Here is a 1,939-nt window from a genome sequence, read left to right as displayed (position 1 = left end):
CATCATCTGCCCGCCCTTCCATTGCGACCACGGGGATGGGATCCGGCTGGGTGAGCATGTCTTTGTCAATGCCAATTGCACTTTCCTGGACGGGGGATATATCACGATTGGTGCCCATACGTTGGTCGGTCCATGCGTACAGATATACACTCCCCATCATCCGATGGATTATATCGAGCGTCGTACGGAAAAGGAATATGCCTATCCGGTGACGATAGGAGAGGATTGCTGGATTGGCGGCGGTGCCATTCTGTGTCCAAGCGTCACCATCGGCGACCGTTGTATCATCGGTGCGGGTAGTGTGGTGACGAAAGATATTCCATCCGATAGCATAGCCGTTGGTAATCCGGCAAAGGTCATCCGGAAAAATGAGGCAAAAAAGTGAACGTACTAAATGCTTGAGAAACAGAGCGTGTCGCTAAATGACTAAAAAAATATCGAAAAATATTATGCAAAAGTTTTGGTAATGTCAAAATAAGCTGTACCTTTGCATCGCTTTTGAAACGGAAGTGTACGGGCGTTTAGCTCAGCTGGTTCAGAGCATCTGCCTTACAAGCAGAGGGTCGGCGGTTCGAATCCGTCAACGCCCACACAAAATCCAAGCACTTTCGTTCATCAAAAGGGCGTTTAGCTCAGCTGGTTCAGAGCATCTGCCTTACAAGCAGAGGGTCGGCGGTTCGAATCCGTCAACGCCCACTGGAAATTTTCATTCGAAGGTGGTCTTGCAAGTGATTGTAAGGCCATTTTTTTATCCATTAACTTCCTTTTCTTAAAATCTTTATTCTTTATGTCTTGTTACTCAGAAAAAAGCAGTAATTTTGCAGTCCGATAATTATCATCATAAATACGACGTATGAAACTTGATTTACTTACCGCAATCTCTCCGATTGACGGTCGATACAGAGGCAAAACAGATGTTTTGGCTGCCTATTTTTCAGAATTTGCACTGATTAAATACCGTGTACAAGTTGAAGTAGAATACTTTATCACGCTGTGTGAGCTGCCTTTGCCGCAGCTGAAAGGGGTGGATAAGGGTGTTTTCGAAACCTTGAGAAACATTTACCGTAACTTTTCCGAAGCCGACGCGCAACGCATTAAGGACATTGAGAGCGTGACGAACCATGATGTGAAGGCTGTGGAGTATTTCTTGAAAGAAGAGTTTGACAAGTTGGGTGGTATGGACGACTATAAGGAGTTCATCCATTTTGGCCTGACTTCACAAGATATCAACAATACGTCTGTTCCTTTGTCTGTAAAGGAGGCGTTGGAGCAGGTGTACTATCCTCAAATAGAGGAACTGATAGCGCAGCTCCGTGCTTATGCGGAAGAGTGGGCCGCTATCCCCATGCTTGCCAAGACACACGGACAACCGGCTTCGCCTACCCGTTTGGGCAAGGAGGTAATGGTGTTTGTCTACCGTCTGGAACGCCAGTTGGCAACGCTGAAGGCTTGTCCGGTGACAGCAAAGTTCGGTGGCGCTACGGGTAATTACAATGCCCATCATGTGGCTTATCCGGAATATGACTGGAAGGCATTCGGCAATAAGTTCGTTTCCGAAAAGCTTGGCTTGGAACGCGAGGAGTATACTACCCAGATATCCAATTACGATAATCTGTCTGCCATCTTTGATGCCATGAAGCGCATCAATACGGTGATGATTGATATGAACCGTGACTTCTGGCAATATATCTCTATGGAATACTTCAAGCAGAAGATTAAAGCCGGTGAGGTGGGCTCCAGCGCGATGCCGCACAAGGTGAACCCGATTGACTTTGAAAATGCGGAAGGAAACCTGGGCATGGCGAATGCTATTCTTGAGCACTTGGCGGTAAAACTGCCGGTTTCCCGTTTGCAGCGTGACTTGACGGACTCTACCGTGCTCCGCAATGTGGGTATGCCGTTCGGGCATATCATTATTGCCATACAAAGTTCTTTGAAG

Annotated in this window: 2 protein-coding genes and 2 tRNA genes; all 4 read left to right on the top strand. The window is 47.0% G+C overall.

Features of this window, described 5'->3' with window-relative positions:
* On the top strand, window positions 1-385 hold a 385-nt coding region (locus tag ABUA47_RS23275; protein WP_349832134.1), incomplete at its 5' end, for a sugar O-acetyltransferase.
* A 130-nt stretch (window positions 386-515) separates the two neighbouring features.
* Window positions 516-590: transfer RNA gene (locus ABUA47_RS23270), tRNA-Val, on the top strand.
* Between the two features lie 31 nt (window positions 591-621).
* Window positions 622-696: transfer RNA gene (locus ABUA47_RS23265), tRNA-Val, on the top strand.
* Between the two features lie 157 nt (window positions 697-853).
* The coding region (gene purB / locus ABUA47_RS23260; RefSeq protein ID WP_349832132.1) for an adenylosuccinate lyase at window positions 854-1,939 on the top strand (1,086 nt) is incomplete at its 3' end.

This window comes from Bacteroides sp. RTP31139st1_H2_RTP31139_211217, assembly GCF_040227615.1.
GTDB classification, from domain to species: Bacteria; Bacteroidota; Bacteroidia; order Bacteroidales; family Bacteroidaceae; genus Bacteroides; species Bacteroides uniformis.
Note: the sequence above shows the minus strand (reverse complement) of the source record. Positions and strands in the feature narration are given on the sequence as shown.